General features: G+C 71.2%; 24 protein-coding genes and 1 tRNA gene. 15 read left to right on the top strand and 10 right to left on the bottom strand.

Translation table 11 applies throughout. The features are described 5' to 3' along the window. The first annotated feature begins 148 nt into the window (after positions 1-148). Together C2L58_RS14685 and helR are read left to right on the top strand one after the other, a co-directional pair. Entirely contained in the window at positions 149-1966 is a 1818-nt protein-coding gene (locus C2L58_RS14685; RefSeq protein WP_103338138.1) for a LamG-like jellyroll fold domain-containing protein, read from the top strand. Between the two features lie 111 nt (positions 1967-2077). Beyond that, positions 2078-4282, top strand: a complete 2205-nt coding sequence (helR, locus tag C2L58_RS14680) for an RNA polymerase recycling motor ATPase HelR (RefSeq protein ID WP_103338137.1) — start codon at positions 2078-2080, stop codon at positions 4280-4282. 42 nt (positions 4283-4324) lie between these two features. Here the strand turns inward: helR and C2L58_RS14675 are convergent, their stop codons facing one another. Continuing rightward, the gene (locus C2L58_RS14675; protein ID WP_103338136.1) at positions 4325-4801 is read right to left on the bottom strand and encodes an Lrp/AsnC family transcriptional regulator; all 477 of its coding nucleotides are present in this window, start codon (positions 4799-4801) and stop codon (positions 4325-4327) included. Positions 4802-5080: 279 nt separating this feature from the next. Between C2L58_RS14675 and C2L58_RS50410 the strand changes: the two genes are divergently transcribed. Both C2L58_RS50410 and C2L58_RS14670 read left to right on the top strand, forming a co-directional pair. Further along, entirely contained in the window at positions 5081-5269 is a 189-nt protein-coding gene (locus C2L58_RS50410; protein WP_233225725.1) for a hypothetical protein, read from the top strand. Positions 5270-5321: 52 nt separating this feature from the next. Further along, positions 5322-6689 (top strand): APC family permease, encoded by a 1368-nt coding sequence (locus C2L58_RS14670; RefSeq protein ID WP_233225724.1) that lies wholly within the window; start codon positions 5322-5324, stop codon positions 6687-6689. Here C2L58_RS14670 and lysA read toward each other — a convergent pair. The 5 genes from lysA to C2L58_RS14645 all read right to left on the bottom strand — a co-directional run bounded on the left by lysA (position 6667) and on the right by C2L58_RS14645 (position 11709). Then, positions 6667-8010, bottom strand: a complete 1344-nt coding sequence (lysA, locus tag C2L58_RS14665; protein WP_103338135.1) for a diaminopimelate decarboxylase — start codon at positions 8008-8010, stop codon at positions 6667-6669. The two genes, C2L58_RS14670 and lysA, sit on opposite strands and share 23 nt — an antisense overlap. A gap of 401 nt (positions 8011-8411) precedes the next feature. Beyond that, positions 8412-8594 carry an RGCVC family protein gene (locus C2L58_RS14660; RefSeq protein WP_103338134.1) on the bottom strand — a complete coding sequence of 61 codons (183 nt, stop codon included), beginning with the start codon at positions 8592-8594 and terminating at the stop codon, positions 8412-8414. Further along, positions 8591-9628: a fatty acid desaturase family protein gene (locus C2L58_RS14655; RefSeq protein WP_199191274.1), complete on the bottom strand. Its 1038-nt coding sequence runs from the start codon at positions 9626-9628 to the stop codon at positions 8591-8593. The genes C2L58_RS14660 and C2L58_RS14655 overlap by 4 nt, the downstream gene beginning before the upstream one ends. A gap of 474 nt (positions 9629-10102) precedes the next feature. Further along, entirely contained in the window at positions 10103-11008 is a 906-nt protein-coding gene (locus C2L58_RS14650; RefSeq protein ID WP_103338132.1) for a dihydrodipicolinate synthase family protein, read from the bottom strand. Beyond that, the gene (locus C2L58_RS14645) at positions 11005-11709 is read right to left on the bottom strand and encodes a GntR family transcriptional regulator (protein WP_103338131.1); all 705 of its coding nucleotides are present in this window, start codon (positions 11707-11709) and stop codon (positions 11005-11007) included. The genes C2L58_RS14650 and C2L58_RS14645 overlap by 4 nt, the downstream gene beginning before the upstream one ends. A gap of 62 nt (positions 11710-11771) precedes the next feature. Here C2L58_RS14645 and C2L58_RS14640 point away from each other — a divergent pair, with 62 nt between their 5' ends. From C2L58_RS14640 to C2L58_RS14620, 5 genes are all read left to right on the top strand, one after another. Then, positions 11772-12998 (top strand): extracellular solute-binding protein, encoded by a 1227-nt coding sequence (locus C2L58_RS14640; protein ID WP_199191273.1) that lies wholly within the window; start codon positions 11772-11774, stop codon positions 12996-12998. Next, positions 12995-14038 carry an ABC transporter ATP-binding protein gene (locus C2L58_RS14635; protein ID WP_103338129.1) on the top strand — a complete coding sequence of 348 codons (1044 nt, stop codon included), beginning with the start codon at positions 12995-12997 and terminating at the stop codon, positions 14036-14038. The genes C2L58_RS14640 and C2L58_RS14635 overlap by 4 nt, the downstream gene beginning before the upstream one ends. Then, positions 14035-14928: an ABC transporter permease gene (locus C2L58_RS14630; protein WP_103338128.1), complete on the top strand. Its 894-nt coding sequence runs from the start codon at positions 14035-14037 to the stop codon at positions 14926-14928. The genes C2L58_RS14635 and C2L58_RS14630 overlap by 4 nt, the downstream gene beginning before the upstream one ends. Next, positions 14925-15752: an ABC transporter permease gene (locus tag C2L58_RS14625; RefSeq protein WP_103338127.1), complete on the top strand. Its 828-nt coding sequence runs from the start codon at positions 14925-14927 to the stop codon at positions 15750-15752. The genes C2L58_RS14630 and C2L58_RS14625 overlap by 4 nt, the downstream gene beginning before the upstream one ends. Positions 15753-15857: 105 nt before the next feature. Continuing rightward, positions 15858-16700, top strand: coding sequence for a MerR family transcriptional regulator (locus C2L58_RS14620; RefSeq protein WP_103338126.1), 843 nt, complete (start codon positions 15858-15860; stop codon positions 16698-16700). Here the strand turns inward: C2L58_RS14620 and thrS are convergent. The 3 genes from thrS to C2L58_RS14600 form a co-directional block, all read right to left on the bottom strand. Beyond that, positions 16687-17898: a threonine--tRNA ligase gene (gene thrS, locus C2L58_RS14615; RefSeq protein ID WP_255410536.1), complete on the bottom strand. Its 1212-nt coding sequence runs from the start codon at positions 17896-17898 to the stop codon at positions 16687-16689. The two genes, C2L58_RS14620 and thrS, sit on opposite strands and share 14 nt — an antisense overlap. Positions 17899-18395: 497 nt before the next feature. Further along, a complete protein-coding gene (locus C2L58_RS14605) occupies positions 18396-18863 on the bottom strand; it encodes a heme-degrading domain-containing protein (RefSeq protein ID WP_103338124.1) in 468 nt (155 codons plus the stop codon). 25 nt (positions 18864-18888) lie between these two features. After that, positions 18889-19248, bottom strand: a complete 360-nt coding sequence (locus tag C2L58_RS14600) for a VOC family protein (RefSeq protein ID WP_233225723.1) — start codon at positions 19246-19248, stop codon at positions 18889-18891. 86 nt (positions 19249-19334) lie between these two features. On the opposite strand from C2L58_RS14600, the gene C2L58_RS14595 reads away from it, so the two are divergent. Continuing rightward, complete coding sequence (locus C2L58_RS14595) at positions 19335-21284, top strand: phosphocholine-specific phospholipase C (RefSeq protein WP_103338122.1); 1950 nt, start codon at positions 19335-19337, stop codon at positions 21282-21284. On the opposite strand, the gene C2L58_RS14590 is transcribed toward C2L58_RS14595, so the two are convergent. Then, the gene (locus C2L58_RS14590) at positions 21281-22510 is read right to left on the bottom strand and encodes a M20 metallopeptidase family protein (RefSeq protein ID WP_103338121.1); all 1230 of its coding nucleotides are present in this window, start codon (positions 22508-22510) and stop codon (positions 21281-21283) included. The two genes, C2L58_RS14595 and C2L58_RS14590, sit on opposite strands and share 4 nt — an antisense overlap. A gap of 77 nt (positions 22511-22587) precedes the next feature. Here C2L58_RS14590 and C2L58_RS14585 point away from each other — a divergent pair, with 77 nt between their 5' ends. The 5 genes from C2L58_RS14585 to C2L58_RS14565 all read left to right on the top strand — a co-directional run bounded on the left by C2L58_RS14585 (position 22588) and on the right by C2L58_RS14565 (position 25455). Further along, a complete protein-coding gene (locus C2L58_RS14585; protein ID WP_199191272.1) occupies positions 22588-23070 on the top strand; it encodes a tRNA adenosine deaminase-associated protein in 483 nt (160 codons plus the stop codon). Positions 23071-23093: 23 nt separating this feature from the next. Then, positions 23094-23522 (top strand): nucleoside deaminase, encoded by a 429-nt coding sequence (locus C2L58_RS14580; protein ID WP_103338119.1) that lies wholly within the window; start codon positions 23094-23096, stop codon positions 23520-23522. A 20-nt stretch (positions 23523-23542) separates the two neighbouring features. Beyond that, the gene (locus C2L58_RS14575) at positions 23543-23758 is read left to right on the top strand and encodes a CsbD family protein (RefSeq protein ID WP_103338118.1); all 216 of its coding nucleotides are present in this window, start codon (positions 23543-23545) and stop codon (positions 23756-23758) included. Positions 23759-23791: 33 nt separating this feature from the next. Beyond that, positions 23792-23879, top strand: a tRNA-Ser gene (locus C2L58_RS14570). Positions 23880-24081: 202 nt separating this feature from the next. Continuing rightward, a complete protein-coding gene (locus C2L58_RS14565; protein ID WP_103338117.1) occupies positions 24082-25455 on the top strand; it encodes a hypothetical protein in 1374 nt (457 codons plus the stop codon). The last annotated feature ends 71 nt before the right edge of the window (positions 25456-25526 follow it).

Below are 25526 nucleotides of genomic sequence, written 5' to 3'. Positions count from 1 at the left end.
CTCGCTGACGCTCGGTGCGCCCTGAGCGGGAAGCGCAGTGTTGAATGATTCGCTCGCAAGCTCGCTCATGCGGGCACAGTACCGCTGTTCATCCCGTGTTCGGCAGCAGTTGCCGGGGTGGTCGGAAGCCGCCCGTAGCTTCCGGCCCGTGACTGACACTTCTCGCCGGACCTTCCTCCTCGGCGCACCGGCCGTCGCCGCCGCGGCGACCCTGCCGAACGTCCTCGGCGCGCCGGCCGCCCAAGCCACCGGCCGGCACCGCCCGGACGCCGAAGATCCGCGCTTCACGCTCGTGGTCATGCCCGACACGCAGTACCTGTTCGACGAGGACCGCGGCGACGCGGCCCCGCTGGACGCCTCGCTGCGGTACGTCCTCGAAGCCGATGACGACAACGTTGTCTTCCTCGCCCACCTGGGCGATCTCACCCAGAACGGCCGGGCGGACGAGTTCGCCAGGATCAGCCGGTCGTTCCAGGCGCTCGACCGCCGCCGGTTCCCGTACAGCACCCTCGCGGGCAACCACGACATCGACGGCTCGAAGGACGACCAGCGCGGTGCCTCGCCGTACCTGGACGCGTTCGGCCCGCAGCGCCAGCGCAACTCGCCGACGTTCCGCGGCGCGACGAAGGACGGCTACAACAGCTACCACGTCTTCCGCGGCGGCGGCCGCGAGTGGCTGCTGCTCGCCCTGGACTGGCGGCCGTCGGCGGGCGGCTTGAACTGGGCGAAGCAGGTCCTCGCGCAGCACCCGACCCTGCCGGCCATCCTCACCATCCACGAGCTCGTCTGGGCCGACGACAACGCCCAGGCGCAGTTCTCGACGTTCGGCGAGCACGTCTGGCAGGAGCTGGTGCAGGGCAACGACCAGATCTTCCTCACGCTCAACGGCCACTACTGGCCGACCGGGCGCACCGTCCGGAAGAACACCGCCGGGCACGACGTGCACGTCCACCTCGCCAACTACCAGGACCGCTACTACGGCGGCAGCGCGATGGTCCGGCTCTACCAGTTCGACCTCGCGCGCGGCGTGATCGACGTCCGGACCTTCTCGCCGTGGCTGGCCGCGCAGGAGCACCTGAGCGAGCTGCAGCAGGTCGAAGCCGAGCGCAGCGGCTCGGCCGACTACTTCAGCCTGGAGATCGACTTCGCCGAGCGGTTCAAGGGCTTCGCGCCGGTGCCGGTTCCGCCCGGGCGGCCGGCGAAGCAGCTGGTGATCCCCGGAACCGTCGCCTACTGGCGGTTCGAAGGCGGTCAGGACGGCAAGGCGGTGCCGGACGACGTCGTCGTGCGCGACCAGACCGGCCGCGGCAACGACCTCACGCGCGTCACCGCGCCCGGCAGCGGGCCGGACGCGCTGAAGTACTCGAACGAGTTCTCGCCGCGGCAGCCGTCGCGGGCGAGCCTGCGGTTCGACGGCGGTCGCGACCCCAGCCGGGGCGCGTACCTGCGGACGGTCGACGCGGCCCCGATCAACAAGCTCGAGTTCGAACGCGGCTACACCGTCGAAGCGTTCTTCTGGCTGCCCGCGAACTTCAAGGACGGCCACCACGGCTGGTGCGGCCTGTTCGCCCGGCAGGGCAGCGGCGCGGCCGCGGGCAAGACCGGCGACGACCCGCAGGAATCGGCGGCCACACTGTCCCTTTCGGACGGTGGGGAGCTGCAGTGGGCGGTGTACCCGCTGAACCAGGACCGGACCTCGACGAACTGGGGCCACGAACTGCCGGTGGAGAAGTGGTGGCACGTCGCCGTGGTCAACGACGGCCGGCGCACGACGATGTTCGTCGACGGCTGCCCGGTGGTCCGGAACCCGGCCACGCCCGCGATCGGGCTCGCCGATCCGGGCGGTTCGTGGCTGGTCGGTGCGTCGTCCTACAACGGGAAGGTCGACCGCAGTTTCGCGGGACTGCTGGGTGACGTGCGGGTGGTCGACCGGCCGCTGAACCCGCGTGAATTCATGCTGGGCTGAGGCTCTTGACAGCGGGTGGACAATAAAAAATCGGCGTGCTCTTCGACTGAAATATCAAACAGAAGAAGAACTCGCCGAACCTGATAAGAGTCTAACCGCTGTGAGGGGAACTTGTCAAACCAGGGGTACGACGAGGAATTGCGGGAAGAACGGGCCTACGTCGCCGCGCTGTACGAGCGGCTCGACCGCGAGCGCGCGGCGGCGCAGGCCCGCTACCACGGTGCACTCGGCCAAACCGAGGTGACGCCGGGGGAACGAGAGACCGACGTCCGCTGCCGGTCGCGGGAGGCGGCCCGGCTGGACGTCGCCGACAACGGACTGTGCTTCGGCCGGTTGGACGCCCTTTCGGGCGAAACCAGCTATGTCGGCCGGGTCGGCCTGTTCGACGCGGAAAACGACTACGAACCGTTCCTGCTGGATTGGCGGGCGCCGGCCGCGCGGCCGTTCTACGTGGCCACGGCGGCGCGGCCGGAAAACCTGCGCCGCCGCCGTCAGTTCCACACGATGGGCCGCCGCGTCGTCGATTTCACCGACGAGGTGCTGGGCCGCCCTGGTGACGTCGAACGCGGGGACGCGGCCCTGCTCGCGGCCGTCAACGCGCCTCGCGGCGAGGGCATGCGGGACATCGTCGCGACGATCCAGGCCGAGCAGGACGAGATCATCCGCCTCGGCCACGCGGGGGTGCTGGTGGTCGAAGGGGGCCCAGGCACCGGCAAGACGGCCGTCGCCCTGCACCGGGTGGCGTACCTGCTCTACACCCGGCGTGAGCGGATGTCGCGCAGCGGTGTGCTGGTGGTCGGGCCGAGCCCGCTGTTCCTCGACCACATCGGCCGCGTGCTGCCGTCGCTCGGCGAGACGGACGTCGTCTTCTCGACCACCGGGGACCTGGTGCCCGGGCTGCACGTCACGGCCGAGGACCGGCCGGAAGTGGCGCGGCTGAAGGGATCGCTCGAGATCCTCGGCGTGCTGGCCGCCGCGGTCGCCGATCGCCAGCAGGTACCCGGTGAGCCGGTGTCGATCGACCTCGGCGACGTCACCGTGGAGCTCGACGCCGGACTCGTGACCCAGGCCCGGCTCGAGGCGCGCGAGACCGGGCTGCCGCACAACGAAGCCCGGGCGGTCTTCCGCGAGCGCGTCACGGCGCTGGTCGCCGAGCGCGGTGTGGCGAAGATCGGCGAAGGCTGGCTGACGCGGGCGGACCGCGGGTTGTGGGCGGACCTGCGCGCCGAGGTCCTCGACGAGCTCGCGGAACACGAAACTTTCGAGACCGCCCTCGGCGAGCTGTGGCCGTACCTGACGCCGGAGACGCTGCTGGCGCCGCTGTACGAGTCTCCGCGCCGGCTCGCGGCCGCCGGGGCCGATCCGGCGTTGTTCCGCGCGGACGGCGCGGCCTGGACGGTGTCGGACGTGCCGCTGCTCGACGAGCTGGCCGACCTGCTGGGCCGGGACGAGGCCGAGGACCGCGCCGCCGCCCGCCGGCGGGCGGAAGCCGAGGCCGAGTACGCCTCCGGCGTCATGGACCTCCTGAAGCTGGACGCCGACGAGCTGGACGAGGACGTCGCACTGGTCGCCGGGGACCTGCTCGACGCCGAGGACTTGGCCGGGCGGTTCACCGAGCGCGACGCGCGCGACCTGGCTGAGCGGGCGGCCGCGGACCGCGACTGGACGTACGGGCACGTCGTCGTCGACGAAGCCCAGGAACTGTCCGAAATGGACTGGCGGGTGCTGATGCGGCGGTGCCCCAGCCGCTCCTTCACGATCGTCGGCGACCTCGCCCAGCGCCGCTCGGCGGCCGGGGCGACGGCGTGGGGTCCGGTGCTGACGCCGTACGTCGGGGACCGCTGGCTGTACCGCGAGCTGACGGTGAACTACCGGACGCCGGCGGAGATCATGACCGTCGCGGCCGCGCTGCTGGCGCGGTTCGCGCCGGCCGTGCGGCCGCCGGAATCGGTGCGCGCGTGCGGGGTCCGGCCGTGGTCCAGACGAGTGACGGCCGACGAGCTGTCCGACGCCATCGACGACTTCGTCCGCGACGAGGCCGGCCGCGAAGGCACCAGCGTCGTGCTCGGGCCGCCGGGGGTGCCGGGAACGATCCCGGCCGCGGCGGCCAAGGGACTGGAGTTCGACGCCGTGCTCGTTGTCGAGCCCGAGCGGATCCTGGCCGCGGGCCCGCGTGGCGCGGCGGAACTCTACGTCGCGCTCACGCGCGCCACGCAGCGCCTCGGGGTGCTGCACCGGGATCCGCTCCCGGCGGCGCTGACCGGCCTCGCCGAGGCCGGGGTGCCCGCGAAGGCCGGGCACCGGCGCTTCCTGTAGGGAACGGGGGTGGCGGGCGGCGACGCCCGTCATCCCCGGCCGCTACGCCGTGAGCCGGCCCCAGGAGTAGTTCTGCTTGGCCAGCTTCAGGTACACGAAGAGCTCGGTCCCGGACACGCCCGGGATCTTGCGGATCTCTTCGCCGAGCACGTCGAGCAGGTGGTCGTCGTCCCGGCAGACCAGTTCGGCCAGCAGGTCGTAGCGCCCGGCGCACAGCACGACGTAGTGCACGTTCGTCAGCTCGGACAGCTTGTCCGCGACTTCCCGGGGATCGACGCCGTCGACGTTGATGCCGACCATGGCCTGGCGCGTCAGGTCCACGTTGGCGGGGTCGGTCACCGCGACGATCTGCATCAGGTCGTCGCGCAGCAACCGCTGCACGCGCTGGCGAACCGCTCCCTCCGAAAGCCCGACCGCCTTGGCGAGCGCGGTGAACGAGGCCCGGCCGTCTTTCTGGAGCAGGTCGATCAGTGCTCTGTCCGTATTGTCCAGCGCGCGCGCACGTGTTTCGTCACCCATGCCGTCCCTCCCTGTGTTTCGGCATGTGATTTGTCAAGTGCGCAGCGTATCGAGACCTGCGGAGAAAGCGAGCCCTCTGCGCCAGCTTCGCGCGATTCGACGTACATGCCGCGCTCAGCCGAGGAATCGGTGGTCGAAGCCGAAATCGACAAGGCTTTCCGAGGCGGTTTTGTGCGCCCGCGCACAGCCGGACGCGCGCACCCGCCCACGCCGGGTAGCGTCTGGCCGCCCGGTCGTACCGGCCACCCCCATTTCCCGGCACCCCAGGAGGATCACCGCATGTCGGAGGCCGTGGCGCTCGGCGCTCCCGCCGTTCCCGCGAAGGGACTGCGCGGCGGCGCGCTGGGCATGGTGTCGTCGATGGTCATCGGGATGTCGTCGACCGCGCCGGCGTACTCCATCGCGGCCACGCTCGGGCTGATCGTCCTGGCGGGCACCGGGTTCAAGGCGGCGGCGTTCGTGCTGTGACATCCGGGGCTGCGCCCCGGGCCGGGGGCTCTGCCACCCGGACCCCCGAAAGATGGTGCTCTCCTTCGTGCCGGTGCTGTTCGTCGCCTTCGCGTTCCGCGAGCTGAACACCGCGGAACCCGACTGCGGCACCAACTTCACCTGGGCGGCGCGCGCGTTCGGCCCGCACGCCGGGTGGTTCACCGGCTGGGTCGTCACGGTCGCGCAACTGCTGGTGATGAGCAGCCAGTCCGCGCTCACCGGCCGGTACACGCTGCTGCTGTTCGGCGCGTCCGCGGCGGCGGACAACCGGTGGGTGACGACGGCGATCGGCGCTGCCTGGCTGCTGGCGCTGTGCTGGCTCTGCCACCGCGGCATCGAGGTGTCCGCGCGGGCGCAGTGGATCCTGCTCGGCGTCGAACTCGCCGTCCTGGTGCTCTTCTCGGCCGTCGCGCTGGTCCGCGTCTTCGACGGCACGGCCGGGCCGCAGGCGTCGCTGCCGCGGCTGGACTGGCTGTGGCCGGGCGGGGTTTCCGCCGGCGCCGCGGTTTCGGCGGTGCTGCTGGCCGTGTTCATCTACTGGGGCTGGGAAAGCTCGCTGTCGGTCAACGAGGAGTCCGCCGATCCGCGGCACGCACCGGGGCGCGCCGCCGTGCTGTCGACGGTGCTGCTGGTGCTGAACTACCTGCTCGTGACGGTCGCCGCGCTGGCCTTCGCCGGGATCGGCGCCGACGGGATCGGCCTGGCGAACGAGGCCAACTCCGAGGACGTCCTGGCCGGCCTGGGCGGCGCGGTGTTCGGCGACGGCGGAGGTGGCAAGGTGCTCGGCGTGCTGCTGATCGTTTCCGTGCTGACCAGCGGCGCGGCCACCAGCCAGGCGACGATCATGCCGGCGGCGCGCACGACGTTGTCGATGGCCAGCCACGGTGCCCTGCCGCGGTTCTTCGGCCGCGTGCACCCGCGGTTCCGGACGCCGACGGTGGCGACTTGGGCGTTCGGGCTGGTGTCGTTGGCCGTGTACGTGCTCCTGGCGCTGGTCAGCGACCACGTGCTGGCGGACTCGGTGGACGCGGTCGGGCTGACCATCGCCATCGAGTACACGATGACGGCGCTGGCCTGCGTGTGGGTGTTCCGCCGGACGTTGTTCGCGAGCGTCCGCAACTTCGTGCTGCGCGGGCTGCTGCCGTTCACCGGCGGCGTGTTCTTCCTGGCCGTGCTGGTGTTCGCGCTGATCGAGTACGCGCGGCCGGACGCGGGCGAGACGACGGTGTTCGGCATCGGCGGCGTCGCGGTGATCGGCGTGGTGTCGATCGTGCTCGGGGTGCCGCTGATGTTCGCGGTCCACCGCGCCTGCCGCGACTTCTTCGCCGGCCGCCGCCTGCCGCGCGGGTTCGTGCCGCGCGGCGGCGACAGCATGGTCAGCTCAGATCGCGTCGGCTGAGGTCTTCCTCGGTTTCGCGGCGCACCAGCAGCGTCGCGACACCGCCCCGCACGCCGACCAGCGGCGGGCGGCCGACCTGGTTGTAGTTCGACGCCAGCGAGTGGTGGTACGCGCCGGTGCACGGCACGGCCAGGAGGTCGCCCGCGTGCAGGTCGGCGGGCAGGCTGATGCCGTCGGCGAGGACATCACCGGCTTCGCAGTGCCTGCCGACCACGGTCATCGGGGTGCGCTTCGCCGTCGAACGCCGTCCCACCAGGCGTGTGGTGTACCGGGCACCGTAGAGGGACGGCCGCGCGTTGTCGCTCATGCCGCCGTCGACCGCGACGAACGTGCGGCTGCCGCGCTTGACCGCGCAGACGCGGTAGACGGTGATCCCGGCGGGCCCGACGATCGCGCGGCCGGGTTCGATCGTCAGGCGGGGCAAGGGAAAGCGGTGTGCCGCGCATTCGTAGGCGAGCGCCACGCGCAGGCGCCGCGAGTAGCCACCGAGGTCGAACGCGGGCTCGCCGCCGACGTACGGCACCGCGTGCCCGCCGCCGAGATCGAGCTCCCGCAGCGTGACGCCGTGGGTGTCGCGGATCCGGACGAGCACCTCGGCCATCCGCCGCGCGGCCGCTTCGTACCGGTCGATCCCGGTCACCTGGGAGCCGATGTGGCAGTGCAGGCCCTGAAGCCGCAACCCGGGCTGTTTCTTGACTGCTGCGACGGCGGCGTCGACGTTGTCGGGAACGCCGTCGAGGAGCGAGAAGCCGAACTTCTGCCCTTCGGTGCCGGTGCTGATGGCGGCGTGCGCCCCGGCCGCGACGCCGGGCGTCACCCGGATCATCACCTGCTGAGCGCCGTGGGCGAGCGCGCCGAGCTGTTCGATCTCGTCGAGCGAGTCGACGACGATCCGCCGGACGCCGTAGCCGAGCGCGGCCTTCAGGTCCTCAGGGGTCTTCGCGTTGCCGTGCAGCAGCATGCGCTCAGCGGGGAAGCCGACCGAGCGCGCGACGGCGATCTCACCGGCGGAGCAGGTGTCGAGCGACAACCCCTCTTCGGCAACCCAACGCAGTACGGCTCGCGTACAGAGCGCTTTGCTGGCGTACGCGACTTCGACGTCAGGCAGCGCTTCGCGGTACTCGCGGGCGGTGTCGCGGACCTGCTGTTCGTCGATGAGGTAGGACGGCGTCCCGAAGCGGGCGGCAAGGTGGCTGACGGGCGCGCCGGCGAAGAGCAGTTCGCCGTCTTCGCCGATTCGGGTGCTTCGCGGCCAGACTCCTGGCTCGAGGTGATCGGCGGCTTCGCAGCCGAGGCTGGGAAGAAGCTCGCTGAGCGTCACGGGTGCCTCCGGGCATCACGGCGGATCGGATGTCGCCAGAACACCCCCGCGGAGGCCGCCGGAGATCACCCGTGAATGCCGTCCTGACGGCTTCCGGGCGCTCGCTGACGTCTTGTTAACGCGCGAGTAACATCGGCCACAGCTTGGCTGACCTGCGCAGAGCGCCTGCTGTGGCCGGGGCCGGGCGGCCGAGCGGGATCCGGCGGCCGGATTCGGCGTGAGGGTGCGAGCGGGACCGGCCAGAGCGCGGGGTCGGGTCGGCGAGCCTGCCGTGTCGCCAACCGGGGCGATCCCCGAGGCCGAGCGCCCGGTGATGCGCAGCTACACGTGCGCGGCCGCGCGCCGACCGGCCCGGGGCGGCGCGCATCATGCGTCGGCCGCCCGGCGCCGGGCGGGTTCGGTCAGTGCGCCTGGTGGTCCGCCGCCGAGCCGCACACGCAGCCGCGGTCGGCCGCCTGGCCGGCCTCCGTGGCTGCGCAGTAGCGGCGGGCGATCGCGTCGTGCGTGCCGAGGGGGTGCGGGCAGCTCGGGCACTGCGTGCCGTTGCGGGGGACCTCCGGCGCGTCGGGCACCGGGGCCGTCACGCTGCCACCTTCGCCGTCCGCAGGGGCTCGCTCACCGCGTGGAGGTGCTGCAGCACGTACCCGTACGAGCGGGGCCAGCTGCACTCGGCGTAGGAGATCTCGTGCCGGGCGCAGAAGTCCCGGACGATCACCTGCGCGTGCTTGAGGTTCGGCCGGGCCATGCTCGGGAACAGGTGGTGCTCGATCTGGTAGTTCAGCCCGCCGAGGGCGAAGTCGGTCACCGGGCCGCCGCGGATGTTGCGCGAGGTCAGCACCTGCTTGCGCAGGAAGTCGAGCTTGTGGCCGGCCGCCAGCATTTCCATGCCCTTGTGGTTGGGCGCGAACGAGCAGCCCATGTACAGCCCCCACAGGAACTGGTGCACCAGCACGAAGATGATCCCGGTCAGCGGCGACAGCACGATGAACACCGCGGCGAGGTAGGCCACGAGGTGCGCGATCAGCAGCGCGGACTCCAGCTTGTGCTGGCGGACGTCCCCGCGCCACACCGCTTTCACGCTGGAGACGTGCAGGTTGAGACCTTCGAGCAGGAGCAGCGGGAAGAAGAGGAACGCCTGGTACTTCGCCACCCAGCGCAGGAAACCGCGCTTCTGCGCACTCTGCGCCTTGCTGAACGCGAGCGCGGCGATGTCGACGTCCGGGTCCTCGTCTTCGTGGTTGGGATTGGCGTGGTGCCGCGCGTGCGTGCCGATCCACCAGCCGTAGCTCAACCCGGTGAGTCCACCGTGGACCAGGCCGGTGGCGTCGTTCGCCTTGCGGCTGCGGAAGATCTGCTTGTGCCCGGCGTCGTGGCCGATGAACGCCAGCTGCGCGAAGACCATCGCGAAGAACGCGGCGAGGAACAGCTGCCACCACGAGTCACCGAGGTAGACGAAGGCGACCCAGCCGCCGCCGAACGCGGCGAGGTTGAGCCCGATCCGCACGGCGTAGTAGCGGCGGCGCCGCTGCAGCAGTCCCGCGTCCTTGATGAGCCGCGACAGCTCGGCGAAGTCGCTGCCGGGCATTGCGGGAGGATCCGAAACATGCGTGGAAGTCATCGGCGCACCGCTCTGGTTAAGTCGTAACGGCTTGTCCAGCAACGGTTTCCAGCCCTGACGGGGTCTGGGTCCGGTTCGGGAAAGGGCACTGGGGCCTGGTCGCGGTGGTACCGCGTCCTGCCCCCAGCCTCCCACCCGGGGCTCTCGTTGGCAATTCCCCGCTGGCCGCCGAAGAGGTGTACAGTCAGCCACATCGGGATGACGGTGACCTACCACACACCCGAGGCCTTCCGGCCGGTTCGTCCAGCCGGAGACAGGAGTCGCAGCCGGGTTCGTGAACCCGTTCGTCTCGCAGCCGTGCCGGCCGTTCGACCGGCGAGCAGCCGCCCGCAGTCGCGCAGAGTGACGCCCGGGGCGCCCAATCAGGTTGCTACAGCGAGGTTCGTGTCCGGAAGACCCCTGTCAGCGGGCGGCTCGTCGACGAGCCGGGGTTCGGCAAAGTTGCCGCCCCCCGACCCGCCGACGAGCCGCCATTCACAAGAGCCCCCACGAGGAAAGCAGTCCGGAGAGCTGTTCCCGTTCGGTGCCGGTCAGCAGCCGGCTCGGCGGGCGGACGTCCGGGCGGCACAGTCCCAGCTGGCCCAGCGCGTCCTTGACCACGCTGACGTTGTTGGCGTTCCCGTTGGCGGCCCGCAGTTCTTCGAACGGCCGGATCCGCTCCCAGACGGTCATCGCCGCCGGATAGTCCCCTGTGGACAGTGCGTGGACCATCTCCAGCGAGATCGCCGGGTCGACGTTCACCAGCCCGGACGTGAAGCCGGTGGCGCCGACGGCGAAGTAGCCGGGCGCCGAGAGCTCCGCCAGCCCCGCGATCCACACGAACCGGTCGAAGCCCGCGTCCCGGGCGACCGAGCCGAACCGCACCGGGTCCGGCACCGCGTACTTCACCCCGATGACGTTCGGCGCCGCCTCCCCGAGCGCGCGCAGCTGCTCACCGGCGATCGCCGGGTTGCGGACGTAGAGCACGACACCGAGTTCCGGCACCGCCGCGGCGATCGTCGCGTGGTAGTCGACCCAGCCGTCGCCGGAGATGTACGGGTGCACCGGCTGGTGGATCATGACCATGTCGGCGCCGGTGTCCCGCGCGTGAGCCGCGGCCCGCGTCGCCGACGCGACGTCGTGGCCGATCCCGGCGAGCACGCTCGCCCGGCCCGCCGCGGCTTCGACGGTGACCTCGAGGCATTGCCGCGCTTCGTCCGCGTCGAGGGCGTAGAACTCGCCGGTGTTGCCGTTCGGCGTCACGACCTCGATGCCGCCGGTGATCAGCCGGTCCACCAGCTTCGCGTACGTCTGGCCGTCGACGGCGCCCTCGGCGTCGAACGGCGTGACCGGGATGGCCACCACCCCGGACAGCCGCCGCCTCTGCTCCTCGAACGTCATCGGGCCCCCTTCGGATCGCCGGTCTCGGTGGTGCGTTCGCCGGGCAGCCCGAAGCCGACCCGGTCGATGAAATCGGTGATGTGCTGGCGCAGCAGGTGTGCGGTCTGCCGGGCGTTGCCGCTCTCGGCGGCGCTCAGGATCGCCCGGTGTTCGGCCGCTTCGCCCTGCCAGGTGGGGCTGATGCCCCAGCCGGTGACGGTGATCAGCGCGGCCTGGTCGCGCAGCCCGTCGAGGACCTCGACCAGCAGCGGGTTCCCGCACCCGGCGTAGAGCGCGCGGTGGAACAGCCGGTTCGCCAGGCTGGCCTTCGCGCGGTCGCCGGCGGCCGCGCCGGTCTCGACCCCGGCCAGCACCTGCCGCGCTTCGCCGAAGTCCGCACCCCGCTCGACCGCCCGCCGGACGGCTTCGGGCTCCAGCAGCGCCCGCAGGTCGTAGACCGCGTACGCGCTCTCGGCGTCCATGACGCGGACCGCGGCCCCCTTGTACGTGCTCATCGTGACCAAACCGGAACCCGCCAGGATCCGCAGGGCCTCGCGCACCGGCGTCTTCGACACTCCCAGCAGGGCGCCGACCTCGGCTTCGACGAGCGTTTCGCCGGGCCCGAACTCCCCGCTCAAGATCGCTTCCTTGATCGCGTCACGCACGAAATCCGTCCGCGAGACGGGCGGCGGCGGCCTCCGGGCCGAAGAAGTGCTCGCCACTGGCATGTCCGATCTGATATACGATGCGACATACAACATTATCATGGACCTAGGGAGCAGCCATGCAGCGTTGCACCGGCTTCCGATTCCGACGAGTGCTGCTGGCGGTGGGTCTCGCCGCCGGTCTGGTGGCCTGCGGCGCGCCCGGCGGCGACGGCGGCCAGGCGGCGAACCCCCAGGCCGTCCCCGACAAGCCGGGCAAGCCCGTCGAGCTGAACATCCTCGACGTCGCGGGCAACCTGCAGCTCACCAAGCAAATGATCGAGAACTTCAAGGCCGCGCACCCCGAAGTGCTCGCGAAGGTCACCTATTCGACGGCGCCCGCGCCGAGCATGGCGGGCAAGCTGAAGGCCGAGCAGGACGGCGGCGCCGCCCAGACCCACCTGGTGCTGAGCGGAACCGACGGCCTCTCCGCCGGTATCGCGAACGGCACCCTGGCGAAGGTCCTGCCCGACTTTTCGGGCCGGTTCCCGAACCTGATGCAGAACTACCTCGAGCCGGCGGCCAAGATGCAGGAGCTGGCCAACGGCTACGGCGTCGAGGTCGTCTACTACCCGTCGGGCCCGCTCCTGGAGTTCAACCCCGGCGCGGTGCCCGCCGCCCCGGCGTCCCCGCAGGAGCTGCTCGACTGGGCGAAGGCGCACCCGGAGAAGTTCCAGTACGCCCAGCCGTCGAACTCCGGCCCGGGCCGGACGTTCCTGATGGGCCTGCCGTACCTGCTCGGCGACAAGGATCCGAAGGACCCGGACAAGGGCTGGGACAAGACCTGGGCGTTCCTGCAGGAACTCGGCAAGTACGTGAAGTACTACCCGTCGGGCACCACGGAGACGATGAAGAACCTCGCGTCCGGGGCGGTGGACATGATCATGTCGACCACCGGCTGGGACATCAACCCGCGCAAGCTCGGCACCGTGCCCAACACGGTCAAGACGGCGATCATGCAGCCGATGCACTGGGTCACCGACGCCCAGTACGCCCTGATTCCCAAGGGCCTCTCGCCCGACCAGGAGTCGGCGATCCTGCAGCTGATCGCCTGGATGCTCAAGCCGGACCAGCAGGCGATCGCCTACGACGACGGGTACTTCTACCCCGGCCCCGCCGTCAAGGACGTCACCCTGCAGATGGCGCCGCAGAAGAGCCAGGACACGATCAAGCAGTTCGGCCGCCCGGAGTACGAGCAGTGGATCGCCCAGTACCCCAAGGAGACCTCGCTGCCCGCCGAGCAGCAGGTCAAGGCGTTCGACAAGTGGAACCAGCTGGTCGGCGGCTCGAAGGTCGGCAAGAAGTGACGTTCGGGCAGCTGCGGCTGGACGGCGTCTCGCGCAGCTTCGGCACCGCGAACGCCCTGCGTGGCCTCGACCTCGCCATCACGCGCGGCGAGTTCGTGGCCCTGCTCGGCCCGTCCGGCTGCGGCAAGTCGACGGCGCTGAACTGCCTGGCCGGCCTGCTGCCCCTGACCGCGGGCAGCATCTGGCTCGACGACACCCGCATCGACGGGCAGCCCCCGGAGCAGCGCGGGTTCGGGATGGTGTTCCAGAACTACGCGCTGTTCCCGCACATGTCCGTCCGCGCCAACGTCGGGTTCGGCCTCAAGATGCGCAAGGTCGGCCGCGCCGAGGCGCGGCGGAGGGTCGACGAAGCGCTCCGCCTGGTGCAGCTGACCGAGCACGCGGCGAAGTTCCCCGCGCAGCTGTCCGGCGGGCAGCAGCAGCGCGTCGCCATCGCCCGCGCCGTGGTGCTGGAGCCACCGGTCGTGCTGATGGACGAGCCGCTGTCCAATTTGGACGCCAAGCTCCGGCTCGAGATGCGGATGGAGATCCGCCGCCTCCACCAGACGCTCGGCTTGACCACGGTGTACGTCACCCACGACCAGGAGGAGGCCCTGTCGCTGGCCGACCGCCTGGTGGTGCTGCGCGAGGGCGCTGTCCAGCAGATCGGCACCCCGGAGGAGGTGTACGCCCAGCCGGTGAACAGCTACGTCGCGTCCTTCATGGGCTACCGCAACCTCCTGGACGTGACGATCACCGGAACCGCGGGCTCGTCGGTCACCGTGGAGGGCGCCGGGGTCCGCCTCGCCGGCCGCGGCACGCTCACCGAGGGCCCGGCGAAGGTGGCGATCCGCCCGGAGGACTTCGTCGTCGGCGACGGCACGGAGAACGCCCTCGACGTGACGGTCGAGATCGTCGAGTACCACGGCCGCGAGCTGTCGGTCTCGGCCCGGCTGGAGACCGGCGTGCCGGTCTACTTCCGGACGGACAAGCGCCTCGCGCCCGGGGATACCGTCAAGATCGGTGTCCCCGCCGAGCGCGTCCTGGTGTTCGCGCCGTGACCGCCGTGGCGACCGCCCGGCCCGCACTGCGGCACCGCCTGGCCGAACGCGGCATCGATCGCACCCTGCTGCTCCTGGTGCCCGGCCTGCTGGTGACTGCCTGCCTGTTCCTGTACCCCTTCCTCTACGGCCTCCAACTGTCGTTCGCGCCGCGCAAGGGCGGTGTCTTCGCGAACTACGCGCGGTTTTTCGGCGACCCCTACCTGCGCGACACCATCTGGACGACGCTCGGCATCGCACTCCCGGCGACCTTCATCAACGTGCTCGCCAGCATCCCGATCGCGTATGTGATGCGCGGCCGCGTCCGCGGCAAGCGCCTCCTGACGACGATCCTGGTCGTGCCGATCACGCTCGGCACGGTGCTCACCGCGCAGGGCCTGATCATGTACGGCGGGCCGGCGGGCTGGCTGAACAAGGTGCTCACCGTCCTCGGCGTCACCGACCAGCCGCTCCCGCTGATCCACAACTACACCGGCGTGCTGCTGTCGCTGGTGATCACCGGCTTCCCGTTCTCCTTCCTGCTGACGTTGTCCTACCTCTCGGGTATCGACCCCTCCCTGGAGAAGGCAGCCGCCACGCTCGGCGCGAACGGCGTCCAGCGCTTCCGGCGCATCACGCTGCCCCTGCTGGCTCCCGGCCTGGCGATCACCTTCTGCCTTTCGTTCGTCATGGCCTTCTCGGTGTTCCCTTCGGCCCAGCTCGTCGGTGACCCCGCGAACGAGACCCGGGTCATCTCGATCGCCGCCTACCACGCCGCGTTCGAGGAGTACGACTACTCGATGGGCTCGGCCGTCGCGATGCTCATGGCGGTGGTCATGCTGATCGTGATCGGCCTGGTCATGGCGTGGCGCGGCACGCTGTACCGCGGAGCCACCGGAGGCAAGGGATGACCGGTTGGGTCGCGCGTCCCGGACGTTGGGTCGTCTGGGCCGTCGTCGTGTTCTTCTTCGTCAACCTCGCGGGCGTGGTGCTCTCGGTGGTCGTCGACTCGTTCGGCACGCAGTGGTTCGGCACCTGGCTCCCGGACGGCTTCACCACCCACTGGTACGCCGACGCCTGGCGCGAGTTCGGCCTCTCGGACGTCCTCCTCACGACGGCGATCGTCGCGCTCGTGGTGATCGCCGTGTCGGTGGCGGTCGGCGTCCCGGCCGCCTACGTGCTGGCCCGCCGCTCGTTCCCCGGCAAGCGCCTGGTGATGCTGCTGTTCGTGCTGCCGATCCTGATCCCTCCCATCACCTACGGCATCCCGCTGGCCACCGTGCTCTACAAGTTCCACCTGGCCGGCACGATCACCGGCGTCATCCTGGCCAACCTGGTGCCCTCGGTGCCGTTCGTCGTGCTGACGATGACGCCGTTCATCGAGCAGATCGACCCGAAGATCGAGGCCGCGGCCCGCATGTCCGGCGCGCGGACCGTCTCGGTGTTCACCCGCATCCTCGGCCCGCTGCTGCTGCCGGGCATCCTGGCCGCGTCGATCCTGGTGCTGGTGCGCACGGTCGGCATGTTCGAGCTGACGTTCCTCACCGCCGGCCCGGACTCGACGACCCTCGTGGTGGCGCTCTACAACTCCGTGTTCGCCGCGGGCATCCGCGCCAACCAGTCCGTCGACGCCATGGCGACCATCTACACCGCTTCCATGCTCGTGCTCCTTCTCGTCGCGTTGCGGTTCGTGAACCCGACCCAGCTGGTGACCCGGATCCGGGAGGAAACCTGAACTCGTGTGATCGACTCTACCGCGAAAAGTCGAACACCTGATCGACACGATCGGGTGGATGTGACCCTTGCGCCTCCCCCGAGGGGAGGTGTCAGGCTGACGGGCATGCGCTATTCGATCGGCGACCTGGCCCGCCGGACCGGGCTGACGATCAAGGCCGTCCGGTTCTACTCCGACCACGGCCTCGTGCCGCCGTCCGGGCGCAACGCCGCAGGTCACCGCCGGTACGACGACGCGGCGCTCGCCCGGCTCGACCTCGTCCGCACCCTCCGCGACCTCGGGCTCGGCCTCGCCGTGGTCCGCCGGATCGTCGACGGGGAAGCGACCGTCGCCGACGTCGCGGCGACGTACGCCGAGGCCCTGGAAACGGAGATCCGCGTGCTGCGCCTGCGGCAGGCGGTGTGGACGGCCGTCGCCGCCCGCGGCTCGACCACCGAGGAGACGAGACTCGTGCACGAACTGGCTCGACTGTCCGAAATGGAGCGCCGCCGACTGATCGGTGACTTCCTCGCCGACGCGCTGGGCGACCGGCCCGAGCTCGCGGGGATCGCCCGGACGCTGACTCCGGAACTGCCCGCGGACCCGAGTCCCGGCCAGCTGGACGCCTGGATCGAACTGGCCGAGCTGACCCAGGACGCGGGCTTCCGTGCGGTGCTGCGCCGGCTTGTGAACCGGCACGAAGGTCGTCTGCGGCGGGACTTGGCCGCCGAGGTGCGCGATGCGGTCGCGCCGGCGCTGGCGGCGGGGATCGATCCGGGCTCGCCGCTGGCGGCGGCGATCGTGGACGGCCTCGGGCGCGACCCCGCCGAGCTGCGGAACTGGCTCGGCGACGTCCACGACCCCCGCCGCGAGCGGTACCTGGAGCTGCTCGCGGTGATCAACGGCTGGGCGGCGCCGGAGAGCCTGGCGCCGACGCTCGACTGGCTGACCGCGGCTACGGCCTCCTGACCTCCGCCCCGATCCGCGCAACGACCTCTTCCACCCCAGCCGCGTCGAGCCGGCGTCCGTCACGCAGCCGTACGGAAAGCTGCCCCTCGGCGACCTCCTTCGACCCGATCACGGCCTGGTACGGCACCAGCCGCCCGTCTCGGATGCGCGCGCCGAGGCTGCCTTCCGACGCGATCTCCGCGCGCACGTCGCCGCACCGGGCCAAGACCTCCCGTGCGTACGGGACTTCGGCCGCGGACACCGGCAGCAGCCGCAGCTGCACCGGCGCCAGCCAAGCCGGGAACGCGCCGCCGTGGACCTCGATCAGCTGGGCCACCGCGCGTTCGACGCTGCCGATGATGCTCCGGTGCACCATGACCGGCCGGTGCTTCGCCCCGTCCGCGCCGACGTACTCGAGGCCGAACCGCTCGGGCTGGTGGAAGTCGACCTGGACGGTGGACAGGGTCGATTCGCGGCCCGCGCCGTCGGCGATCTGGACGTCGATCTTCGGTCCGTAGAACGCCGCTTCGCCCTCGACCGCGTCGTACGGGAGGCCGTCGAGGACCGAACGCAGGATTTCCACGGCGCCGGCCCAGTTGCCGGGCACGTACTTCCCGCCGGGACCGGGCAGGGAAAGCCGGTAGCGCGCCGGGCTGATGCCGAGCGCGTCGTAAGCCCGCCGGATCAGGGCCAGCGCGGCCGCCGCCTCGGCTTCGACCTGGTCGAGGGTGCAGAAGACGTGCGCGTCGTTGAGCTGGATCGCGCGCACCCGGCTCAGCCCGCCGAGCACCCCGGACAGTTCACTGCGGTACATCCCGCCGATTTCGGCCATCCGCAGCGGCAGCTCGCGGTAGCTGCGGCCGCGCGAACGGTAGATCACCGCGTGGTGCGGGCACAGGCTCGGCCGCAGCACGAGCTGTTCGCCGCCGACGTCCATGGGCGGGTACATCTCGTCGCGGTAGAGCGACCAGTGCCCGGAGATCTCGTACAGCTCGCGTTTGCCCAGCACCGGCGAATGGACGCGCTGGTAGCCCGCGCGCCGTTCGAGGGCGCGGACGTACTCCTCCAGGCTGTGGCGGATGATCGCGCCGTCGGGCAGCCAGTAGGGCAGGCCGGCGCCGATCAGCGGGTCGGTGCCGAACAGGCCGAGTTCGCGGCCGAGCTTGCGGTGGTCGTGCATCGTGGACTCCCTCGTGGACGGCGAGGCGGAAGACCACAGGACGAAGCCCGGGGCAACCGCCCCGGGCCGGAAACATCGTTCAGCGCGCCGGGACACTCTCCGGCGTCGTCGTCAGTGCAGCGCGCTTCATGGGATCGACGGTAGCAACCACCGTCAAGCCGGTTACCCCTCCGGAAGCAAGCTTTCGGCACGACGCCGTCCGGGAAAAGCCGGCGTCCCTTGCCCAGCACGACCGGGTACAGCCACAGCCGGTACTCGTCCACCAGGTCGTGCGCGATCAACCGGCAGCGTGTTGAGCCGCGACGCGACCGGGTCGGCGGGGTCGGTGACCTTCGGCCAGTGCGCGGCGAAGATGTCGTACGTCCGCCGTCCGAGCAGGACGCGCCCGCGCGGGAGAACCACTCGGCGACGAACCGGCCCATGCCCTCCTCGTAGAACGGCGTCACCCAGCCGCCGAGGTCGAAGCCGCCGGAAGTGTCCTCGTCCTGGCCGCCGGGCGCCTGGTAGACGCCGTCGACAACCCGGCCGGAAGGAGTTCAGGAGTCCAGGAACAGCTCCAGCTGCTCGACGACGAACGCGTGGTCGTCGGCCTGCGGGAGCCCGGACACGCCGACCGTGCCGACCGGCCCGACCCCGCGCACCAGCACCGGGAAGACCCCGCCGTGGGCCGCGTAACGGGCCTGGTCGAGGCCGGATTGCTCCTCGAACGAGCCGCCCTTCGCGCGGAACTGCGTCCCGACGAAAAAGGAGCTGTGCCCGAAGCGGTCGACGACGCGGCTCTTGCGGTCGATCCAGGCGTCGTTGTCGGCCGACGTCCCGGGCAGCGCGGCGTGGAAGAGCCGCTGGCCGTTGCGCCGGACCGAGATCGTCACCGGCAGCCCGCGGTCGCGGGCGGCCGTCAGCAGCTGCTGGCCGAGGGCGAGGGCGGTCTCGTTGTCGAACCGGGCGAACTGGAGGCGTTCCTCCTGCTCGGCGAGCTGGGCGAGGCGGTCGGCTTCGGTCATGGACGTATTAAATCAACAGTGTTGTTTAATTGCCAGTGAACTCGGTCAGGGACAGCACGTTGCCGTCCGGGTCGCGGAACCAGGCGATCCGGCCGCCCGGCGTGGTCCAGATTTTGTCGGTGTCCTGTGGCAGCGTGTCGAAGGTGAGGAACTCCACGCCACGCCCACGCAGCTCGGCCACCGCCGCCCGGATGTCGGCCACGGCCCAGCCGAGCACGGTGAAGGGCTGCGGCGTGAAGTCGGCGACGGCGGTGACGCGCAGCATGGTCGTGCCGCTGCGGAACACACACGCGAAGGGGGTCTGCTCGATGAACTCGAGCCCGATGACATCCGTGTAGAAGGCGCGCGAGCGCTCGAGGTCGGCTGACGGTGCGAAGGCGACCAAATCCGCTGAGTTGAGCATGGCTTCACCTCTCTCGGTGGCGAACGTACCCTTCGGCCGAGCCGCGGCCGGGGGACGAGGAGGTGGGCATGGGGCGGATCCGTCGTCGCACGGTGCTGGGCGGTGCGGCCGCGGCCACCGTCGCCGGCACGCTGCCGGTGGCGTGCGCCCCCCTGCCGCGGACGGGCAAGATCGACGACGTCCGCCACGTCGTCGTGCTGATGCAGGAGAACCGGTCGTTCGACCACTACTACGGCACCATGGCCGGCGTACGCGGCTTCGGCGATCGCGCGGCCCTGCGCGACGTCTTCCGCCAGCGCGGCGACAAAGGCGGCCCGGTGCTGCCGTTCCACCTCGACACGTCCGTTGTGGACGGCCAGGACCTCGGCGAGCTGCCGCACGACTGGAACAGCACGCACCGCGCGTGGAACGGCGGCGCCTACGACCGCTGGACAGCGGCGAAGAGCCCCATGACGATGGGGTACTTCACGCGCGAAGACCTCCCGTTCCAGCACGCCTTGGCGAGCGCGTTCACCCTCTGCGACAACTACTTCTGCTCGATCCAGGGCCCGACGCACCCCAACCGGCTGTACCACTGGACCGGCACGATCGACCCGGACGGCCTCGCCGGCGGCCCCGCGACGCACAACGCGCCGGACTACGAGCCGTCCTTCCGCTGGACGACCTACCCCGAACGGCTCGAGGCCGCGGGCGTCTCCTGGCGGATCTACGCGAACGACGAGGAGCGCGGCGTCCCCGAGCACTTCGTCGGCGACTACGGCGACAACCCGCTCTGGCTGTTCCAGAACTTCCACGACGCGCTGTACTCGATGGACCCGGCGAAACGCCGGCTGGCCGAACGCGGGAACCTGCGCAAGCGGCTCCAGCCCGACTCGGGGAAGGGGAAGGACCTCGACCACGTGCTGGCCGAGTTCATCGCCGACTGCGCGGCCGGCACGCTGCCCGCGGTCTCGTGGGTCGTGGCCCCGTACGGCTACTGCGAGCACCCGGCGGCGCGGCCGGTCGACGGCGCCGCGTACCTCCAGCGCATGCTGAAAGCGTTGTGGGACAACCCGGAGCTGTGGGAATCAACCGTCGTCTTCATCAACTACGACGAAAACGACGGCTTCTTCGACCACGTCGTCCCGCCGACGCCGCCGCCCGGCACGCCCGGCGAATACCTGCCGGGCAACCGGCCGGAGAAGGGCGAGCCGTCCGGGCCGCCGGTCCCGATCGGGCTGGGCCCGCGCGTGCCGATGACCGTCGTTTCGCCGTGGAGCCGCGGCGGCTGGGTGAACTCGCAGGTCTTCGACCACACGTCGGTGCTGCGGTTCCTGGAGACCTGGACCGGGGTGCGCGAGCCGAACATCTCGGCCTGGCGCCGGGCCATCTGCGGCGACCTGACCAGCTGTTTCGACTTCCGCGCGCCCGACACGACCATCCCGCTGCTGCCCGACGCGAACGCGTTGCGCGCCGAAGCCGACCGGACGCAGGCCCGGCTGCCGAAGCCCGGGCTGGGGCCGGGCGCGCTGGTGCAGGACCCCGGCACGGCGAAGGCGCGCCCGCTGCCCTACCAGCCGGTCGCCTGGGTCACGGCCGAGGCGGGCGTCCTGAAGCTCCACTTAGCCAACCACGGGACGCAGGCGCTGCAGCTGGCCGCGTACGCCTACCACGCGAGCGGAGCGTCGCAGCGCTTCGACGTCGGCCCGGGCGCCTCGATGGCGGGCGAAATCGCGCACGGCGGGACGTACGACGTCGCCATCCACGGCCCGAACGGCTTCGTCGTCGAGGCTTCGGGCGGCCTGGGGCTCGATGCGGCGGTCGCGTTCACGCCCGCGCCCGCACTGCGGGTCACGGTGACCAACAGCGGGCCGTCACCGGTCACGCTGAACGACGTCACCCTCCCGCCGGGTGGCTCCCACGACTTCCCGGTGCCGGCGCGCCACGGCTGGTACGACGTCACGTTCGAGACGCCCGGGTGGCGCCGCCGGTTCGCCGGTCACCTGGAAGACGGCCGCCCGTCGCGGACCGGGCCCTAGCGGAGGGAGTCGAGCGCGAAGGCGGCGAGCATCGCGACGCCGTGGGGCATCGCGTCCTCGTCGAAGAGCACGCGGTTGGAGTGGTTCGCCGCCGCTTCGGCGGGGTCGACGCCGGGCGGGCACGCGCCGAGGAACGCGTACGCGCCGGGGACGCGTTGCAGGACGTAGGAAAAGTCCTCGGCGCCCATCAGCGGGTCGGCGAGCAGCTCGACGTTGTCAGGCCCCAGCACGGCCGCGCCGAGCCGCAGCACCTCGGCGGCGATGCGGTCGTCGTTCACCGTCACCGGGTAACCCGGCTCGACGTCGGCGACCACGCGGCAGCCGTAGGCCGCGCCGACCTGCTCGCACACCTTCGGCAGCTCGGCGCGGACCAGCGCGCGCGTCTGCTCGGACAGCGTGCGGATCGTGCCCTCGAGCTCGGCGGTCTCGGGGATGATGTTCGACGTCGTGCCGGCCTGGATCCGGGTCACCGAGAGCACCGCCGGGTCGAACACGCTGACCCGGCGCGTGATCATCGTGTGCAGCGCCCCGACCATGGCCGCGGCGGCCGGCACCGGGTCGATCGTGTACTGCGGCGCGGACCCGTGGCCGCCCTTGCCGGTGACGCGCACGTGGAACGAGTCCGCCGACGCCATCAGCGGGCCGGGCCGCAGCTGCAGCAGCCCGCTGGGCGCGTTGGCGAGGATGTGGACGCCGAACGCCCGCTCGACCCGCGTGCCCGCAGCGTCGAGCACCCCCTCGTGGATCATGAACCGGGCGCCGTGGTGACCTTCCTCACCCGGCTGGAACATGAACACGACCGACCCCGCCAGCTGGTCCCGGCGCTCCGCGAGCAGCCGCGCCGCCGAAGCGAGCATCGCGACGTGCGTGTCGTGCCCGCACGCGTGCATCGACTCCGGGTCCTCCGACGCGAAGTCGAGACCGGTCTCCTCGGTCAGCGGCAGGGCGTCCATGTCGCCGCGCAGCAGCACCGCCGGACCGGGCCGCGCGCCGCGCAGGACGGCCGTCAGCGACGTCGTGGCCCGGCCTTCGGTGATCTCGAGCGGCAGGCCGTCGAGGGCCTCCCGGATCGCCGCCTGCGTGCGCGGCAGGTGGAGGCCCTGTTCCGGGTGGCGGTGCACGGCCCGGCGGAGGGCGACCGTGCGGTCCTGCAGCGCCCGCGCGTCGTCGAGGAGCCCGGCGAACGGCGTGCCGGGCAAGGTGGGCAGGTCAGTGGGGCCGGTCATGGTCCCGATAGTGCCGCATGCGGCGCTTCGGGCGCACCGTGCGTGCGCGAGATCCACCGGCGGAATACGGTGTGCGCATGGCGGTGGAAGAGCCGGTCACGGGCTTCGCGGTGGCTGTGGTCCGGGAAGACGGTCGGTGGCGGTGCAGTGCGCTCGACCCGGGGGCGTTGACCGAGCTGGACGCGGCGATCACTGAACTGGGCAAACTACGTTCCACCGGCGCGAGCTTCGGGCTGCTGGCGGTCGACGACGAGTTCTTCGTGATCGTCCGGCCGAGCCCGCGGGGGCCGTCGTTGCTGCTCTCGGACGCGGCGGCGGCGCTGGACTACGACATCGCGGCGGACGTCCTCGACGTCCTGCGCGTCGACCCGCCGGACGAGGAGGACGACTCCGTCTGGCCCGAGGGCGACCTGGAGATCCTGACCGATCTCGGGCTGCCCGGGCCGGAGCTGGAGGTCATCGTCGGCGAGGTCGACCTCTACCCGGACGAGCAGCTGCAGATGGTCGCGCAGCGCTGCGGGTTCGGCAGCGAGTTCGCCAAGCTCCTGGACGAGCTCTGAGACGCCTGTCCGACACCGAGGCCGTGGAGGCCGCGCTGGAAGCGGCGCGGGCCCCCGGCGCGGACGTGCCGATCGGGGCGGTCGTGTTCGGCCCCGACGGCGTCCCGCTGGCCGCAGCCCGCAACGCGCGCATCGAGCTGGGCGACCCCACGGCGCACGCGGAGATCCTCGCCCTGCGCGCGGCGGCCCAGGTGGTGGGCGACGGCTGGCGGCTCGAGGGCTGCACGCTGGCGGTGACCCTCGAGCCGTGCACGATGTGCGCGGGCGCGCTGGTGCTGGCCCGCATCGCCCGGCTCGTGTTCGGGGCGTGGGAGCCCAAGACGGGCGCGGTGGGGTCGCTGTGGGACGTCGTGCGTGACCGCCGTCTCAACCACCGCCCTGAAGTGCACGGAGGCGTCCTGGTGGACGAGTGCGCCGGGCTCTTGGAGACGTACTTCGCGATGCGTCGCTGAGAATTGGGTACTCCTCCGGTATGACGATGAAGCACCGGATCCAGCAGGCAGTGGGCAGCGCTCGCGAGAAGGCCGGCGAGGTCACCGGCAACCGCCGTCTGGAAGCATCGGGCCGAACCCAGCGCCGCGCGGCCCAGCTGCGCTCAACGGCGTCGGACGTCGGCCGCCGAGCCCGCCGCGTGGCACGCGAGGCCAAGGTCAGGTTGCGCGGCAACCGGCCCGCCGACCCCAGGTGAGCCCCAGCTCCGCCCTCGGGTATTGTTCTTCGCGGTGGCGTGTCCGAGCGGCCGAAGGAGCACGACTCGAAATCGTGTGACGGCTAATCCCCGTCCGTGGGTTCAAATCCCACCGCCACCGCTCTAGGTAGGCAAAACGCCCGGCGACCCTCATGGGGTTGCCGGGCGTTTTGCTGTCCCGTCTCGGGTTCGGTCTCAAATGCCCCCTCTGGGCCGTGGTGACTTCGGGGCTGGTGTACCGGGCGTGTACCGGGAATGAACCGGCCGCGGGCACGCTCCTCGCACGAGGCATCGCCGATGCCGGAGCGGGAAGAAGCGGGCTTGTGAAGAACACGACGGTGGGTGCGCGGACCCTTCTGTACGTCCTGTCCGGAGGCTTCGCCGGCGCCGTGTTCGGTGTCCTGGGCGCGACCGAGGCGCAGGCCGGGCCGCGGGCCCCGATCCAGGCCGACGGGGGAGGTGGCGGCGTGGCGTCCCCGGCGGCTCCCAAAGCGACGGCTCCCCGGCCGACACCGGCCACGCCGGCACCGGCCGGGCGCACGCCCTCGCAACCGGCGAAGACCAAGGCGGCGGCTCCGCTGCCGGCACCGGCGCCGCCCAGGCAAGCCACTCCCCAACCCGCGCCGGCCGCGAAGACCCGCCCGGGCTCGAACACGCCGGCCCCGAAACCCGCGCCACGGCCGGACGCGCCGGACAACGACAAGAACAAACCGCTCGGCGGTTTCGGCCCCCTCTCCGGCACACCGCTCTGGGCGGAGAAGGACAACGGCGGGCGAAAGGAGGAGAAACCGACGCCGAAACCGGGAGGCATCTTCTCCCAAAGCCCGCTCGCCGAACTGGGCAAGGGCAGCGCTCCCACCCCGGACGGGAAACCGAAGGTCAACACCTCCTGCGCGAACATGGGGATTCTGTGCGTCCCCGTCTCGATGCCGGACCTGCCGAAGCCCGGCGGCTTCCCCGGTCAGCGAGGAACGACCGGCGACGTCCCGCAGCCATGGCCGCGTCCTTGGTACGACACGCAGGACAAGGCCGGCGGCGACACGCCGCAACCGGCCCCGCAGCCCCAGCCGGAGGCGAAGCCGAAGCCGAAGGCCGCGCCCCGGCTTGCCCCGAAACCCCGGCCGAAAACCGCGCCGAAACCAGGCCCGGCCAAGGAGCAGGCCGAGGAGAAGGCGCCCAAGGCCTCCCGTGGCTCGGGCTCATCCGACGAGAACAAGGGCCCCAAGCCCGGCGATCCCTGCAAGAGCCCGAAGAAGACCAACCCCTGCGAGAAGGTGGCGAAGCACTCCGACAAAGCACCGGACCGGCCGGAACGGGGTGAGATCTTCTGGCGGAAGGAGAACGCCCACATGAGTGCCAAAGCCCGTGAGTACGACTCGGGTGCCCCCGGCAGCCGGGACGGAGTGGCGCCCGCGCTGCGGTACACCAAACCGGGCTCCGACCGGGTCTCGTACGTGAAGTTCGACGGCCCCGAGGAGGAGTCGGGTGTGATGGTCGACCGGAAGCTGAGCGTCACGCGCCGCGCCAAGACGCGCGACCAGGTGGCGAGGCAGGCCGAGGCGCTGCGGCAGAACAACCGCACCGGCCGGTGGGAACTGCCGACTGACGTGGAGGCCAACAACGCCAGGAAACTCTTCTACAGCAACGGCAAGTGGATCCTCCACATGCGGGTGCGCACCGTGCCGTGGGGGAACTGAGCCCACGCCCGGCGCGTCCGGCTTAACTTGAAGGGCTCTTGAAGTGTGACCGTGGTCGGCACCAGCTGATC

This window comes from Amycolatopsis sp. CA-126428, from assembly GCF_002904335.1.
Taxonomy (GTDB): domain Bacteria; phylum Actinomycetota; class Actinomycetes; order Mycobacteriales; family Pseudonocardiaceae; genus Amycolatopsis.
This window is presented reverse-complemented; position numbering and strand designations above follow the sequence as displayed.

Excerpts from the sequence above, each read along its gene's own strand:
- C2L58_RS14585 (WP_199191272.1), top strand. The coding sequence starts at position 22,588 with ATGGCGGTGGAAGAGCCGGTCACGGGCTTCGCGGTGGCTGTGGTCCGG.
- C2L58_RS14605 (WP_103338124.1), bottom strand. The coding sequence starts at position 18,863 with ATGACCGAAGCCGACCGCCTCGCCCAGCTCGCCGAGCAGGAGGAACGC.
- C2L58_RS14650 (WP_103338132.1), bottom strand. The coding sequence starts at position 11,008 with ATGACGTTCGAGGAGCAGAGGCGGCGGCTGTCCGGGGTGGTGGCCATC.
- C2L58_RS14675 (WP_103338136.1), bottom strand. The coding sequence starts at position 4,801 with ATGGGTGACGAAACACGTGCGCGCGCGCTGGACAATACGGACAGAGCA.
- C2L58_RS14625 (WP_103338127.1), top strand. The coding sequence starts at position 14,925 with ATGACCGGTTGGGTCGCGCGTCCCGGACGTTGGGTCGTCTGGGCCGTC.
- C2L58_RS14595 (WP_103338122.1), top strand. The coding sequence starts at position 19,335 with ATGGGGCGGATCCGTCGTCGCACGGTGCTGGGCGGTGCGGCCGCGGCC.
- C2L58_RS14655 (WP_199191274.1), bottom strand. The coding sequence starts at position 9,628 with ATGACTTCCACGCATGTTTCGGATCCTCCCGCAATGCCCGGCAGCGAC.
- C2L58_RS14640 (WP_199191273.1), top strand. The coding sequence starts at position 11,772 with ATGCAGCGTTGCACCGGCTTCCGATTCCGACGAGTGCTGCTGGCGGTG.
- C2L58_RS14590 (WP_103338121.1), bottom strand. The coding sequence starts at position 22,510 with ATGACCGGCCCCACTGACCTGCCCACCTTGCCCGGCACGCCGTTCGCC.
- C2L58_RS14670 (WP_233225724.1), top strand. The coding sequence starts at position 5,322 with ATGGTGCTCTCCTTCGTGCCGGTGCTGTTCGTCGCCTTCGCGTTCCGC.
- C2L58_RS14620 (WP_103338126.1), top strand. The coding sequence starts at position 15,858 with ATGCGCTATTCGATCGGCGACCTGGCCCGCCGGACCGGGCTGACGATC.
- C2L58_RS14575 (WP_103338118.1), top strand. The coding sequence starts at position 23,543 with ATGACGATGAAGCACCGGATCCAGCAGGCAGTGGGCAGCGCTCGCGAG.
- C2L58_RS50410 (WP_233225725.1), top strand. The coding sequence starts at position 5,081 with ATGTCGGAGGCCGTGGCGCTCGGCGCTCCCGCCGTTCCCGCGAAGGGA.